The organism is Neorhizobium sp. BT27B (assembly GCF_050455485.1).
Lineage (GTDB): Bacteria > Pseudomonadota > Alphaproteobacteria > Rhizobiales > Rhizobiaceae > Neorhizobium.
Genome location: NZ_JBCIYT010000033.1, coordinates 1 through 2,698, shown reverse-complemented (window position 1 = coordinate 2,698; position 2,698 = coordinate 1). Strand labels below are relative to the sequence as shown.

The following is a 2,698-nucleotide window of genomic DNA, read 5'->3' as shown; positions in this document are numbered from 1 at the left end:
ATTCTTGGGCAGGAACGTCGGCGCCGATGGCGCGACGATGAGAAGCTGGCCATTATCATGTCGGTTGGGGATGGTGGAGCGACAATCACAGAGGTTGCCCATCGGCACGATATCACGCGCCAGCAGATTTACGCCTGGCGTAGCGAGCTGAAGAAGAAGGGGCTTCTCTCGGTGTCTTCGAATGCATTGTTCATTCCCATCGACGTGAATGCCGTGCAGACTGATGTTCAGGACGGCAGGGAAAGCCGCGCCGGGATGATCGAGCTGCGATTGAGCTGCGGTCGCACCCTTCGCTTTGGCAGTGCGGTCGATACCGCCGCCCTGACCCAGCTTATTCGGGCGGTGGAAGCAGCATGATCGGGCCTGGGACCGGTGTCCGGGTCTATCTTGCTTGCGGGATCACGGACATGCGTAAAGGAATAGAAGGCCTGGCAGCCCTTGCACAGGATGTCCTGCGCCAGAAGCCAACGGGCGGCGCGGTATTTGCCTTTCGGGGCAAACGAGGCGATCGATTGAAGCTGCTGTATTTTGATGGCCAAGGCTTCTGCCTGTACTACAAGATCTTGCAGAAAGGTCGGTTCCCATGGCCGTCTGCGTCCGACGGGACGGCGCGACTGACGTCGGCCCAACTGGCGATGTTGTGGGAAGGGATCGATTGGCGTCGTCCGGATTGGGGAGCGCCACCGGCTCGTGTCGGGTGATTTTATCCCTCTGAAACCACTCGTTTTTATGGCAATTTCTCCTGACTTATGGTAGTCAGGATCATGTCAGACGCAACGGCAAATCTTCCGGACGATCCAGCCTTTCTCAAAGCCATGATTGCCGCTTTGCGGGCGGATAATGCGAAGATGTCGGCGACGTTGCAGGCGCACGACCAGTTAATCCAAACGCTGCGGCTACGCATCGCCAAGCTGAAGAAACAGGTCTTCGGCAAGTCGTCTGAAAAGATCGAGCGTGAAATCGAGCAGTTGGAACTGGCGCTTGAGGATCTATTGATCGCCGCCGCTGAGAGCAATACGGCCCCGATTGATGAAGCCGATGAGACGGCGTCTGTTGTGCCCCTAGCGGATGCGTCGGAAAAGATCATGCGCCGACGCCCACGCGTGTCCGACAAGGCGGTTCGCGAGCGCCGAGAACTCGATCCTGGCTCCTGCTGCCCGGAATGCGGAGGTGAGTTGCGTCTTGTCAGTGAGGACGCCAGCGAAATCCTCGACATGATTGCGGCTCAGATGAAGGTGATCGAGGTCGCCCGATTGAAAAAGTCCTGCCGCTGCTGCGAGAAAATGGTGCAGGTGCCTGCGCCCAGCCGCCCGATCCCTGGCAGCATGGCGGGCGCTGGCCTCCTGGCGTACATTCTGGTCTCGAAGTTCGATGACCATTTGCCGCTATATCGCCTGAACGAGATCTTCGCCCGTATGGGTGTCGACATTCCCGACAGCACGATGGTCGATTGGTGTGGTCGCGCCATGCAGGTGCTCCAGCCTCTCATCGAGCGGATCGAAGCCGCAATCATGGCAAGCGACCTTCTTCATGCGGACGATACCCCGATCCGGGTGCTGGATCGCTCACTCCGAGACAAAGGGCTGGGTAAAGGCGTGAAGAAGGGCAGAATCTGGACGTATGTTCGCGATCAACGTCCCTGGGCTGGAGCCTCCCCGCCGGGTGCAGTTTACTATTTTGCGCCTGACTGGAAAGAAGAGCACGTTCATCGTCACCTCGGGCAATCAAGCGGCATCCTTCAGGCTGACGGCTATAAAGGATATGGCAAGCTGTACTCGTTTGGAGCGGATGGGCGTCCTCGCTTCAAAGAAGCAGCCTGCTGGGCGCATTGGCGACGTGACTTCCACGATATCTGGACATCCAATAAATCCGAGATCGCGCGGGAAGCCCTCGATCGTATCGGTGCGCTCTACGATATCGAACGAAGCATTAATGGTCAGCCTCCCGATATCCGTCTTCTTGCTCGTCAAAAGCAGAGCAAGCCCAAGGCTGAAGCATTCCGTCTCTGGGCAGAAGCCCAACTGAACCGCATTCCGGGTAAAGGCGATCTGGCTACAGCTTTCCGTTATGGTTTGAGCCGATGGTCCTCGCTCTGCCTGTTCCTCGAAGACGGCCGTGTCGCAATCGACAACAATGCCGCCGAGCGGGCTCTGCGTCCGATTGGCGTTGGAAGACGGAATTGGCTGTTCGCAGGAGCCGACACGGGAGCGGAAACCTTGGCACGCGCCATGACGATCATTGAGACGGCAAAGATGAATGGTCTTGATCCGCAGGCTTATCTGGCTGACGTGCTCGACCGCATCCACGATCACAAGATCAATCGGTTAGACGAATTGCTTCCGTGGAACTGGTCGCCGCTTGTCACAATCTCTGCCGAGGCAGCCTGATGGCGACAATCACCTTCGTCCGCACAATCAAATATGTCGCCGAAATTCTCGAAGAGGACCCGGAGCTTCTTCAGGCAATCGTCTCCAACGATGATAATCTGAGCTACGGCAGCATCATCTCCGTTTACACAGGGGACGACGAATCCATGACCGCGCTGACAGACGACGGCATGGAAGAATTGGAGCAGATGCTCAAACACGCCCGCCGCTCACCCGACGAATGGAGCGACTTCCTCGACGGATTTGTCGACGACAAAGAGCTTGTTGCTCGCATCAAAGCAAAATCTCCGCGGTAACAACCGGGCGGTTAC

The 2,698-nt window shown here is 57.4% G+C and carries 4 protein-coding genes; all 4 read left to right on the top strand.

The window, feature by feature from the left end; all coding sequences use genetic code 11:
- Positions 1-357: IS66-like element accessory protein TnpA (tnpA, locus tag AAIH70_RS30885; RefSeq protein ID WP_430038157.1), on the top strand; the 357-nt coding region annotated here is incomplete at its 5' end.
- Positions 354-701 carry an IS66 family insertion sequence element accessory protein TnpB gene (gene tnpB, locus AAIH70_RS30880; protein ID WP_056533973.1) on the top strand — a complete coding sequence of 116 codons (348 nt, stop codon included), beginning with the start codon at positions 354-356 and terminating at the stop codon, positions 699-701. The genes tnpA and tnpB, both read left to right, overlap by 4 nt.
- 63 nt (positions 702-764) lie before the next feature.
- Positions 765-2,387, top strand: a complete 1,623-nt coding sequence (gene tnpC, locus AAIH70_RS30875) for an IS66 family transposase (protein ID WP_430038153.1) — start codon at positions 765-767, stop codon at positions 2,385-2,387.
- On the top strand, positions 2,387-2,683 hold the full coding sequence (locus AAIH70_RS30870; RefSeq protein WP_112728319.1) for a hypothetical protein: 297 nt from the start codon (positions 2,387-2,389) through the stop codon (positions 2,681-2,683). The genes tnpC and AAIH70_RS30870 overlap by 1 nt, the downstream gene beginning before the upstream one ends.
- The last annotated feature ends 15 nt before the right edge of the window (positions 2,684-2,698 follow it).

What these genes read in the sequence shown, in the direction of transcription:
- tnpB (WP_056533973.1), top strand. Translation starts at nt 354, where the DNA reads ATGATCGGGCCTGGGACCGGTGTCCGGGTCTATCTTGCTTGCGGGATC.
- tnpC (WP_430038153.1), top strand. Translation starts at nt 765, where the DNA reads ATGTCAGACGCAACGGCAAATCTTCCGGACGATCCAGCCTTTCTCAAA.
- AAIH70_RS30870 (WP_112728319.1), top strand. Translation starts at nt 2,387, where the DNA reads ATGGCGACAATCACCTTCGTCCGCACAATCAAATATGTCGCCGAAATT.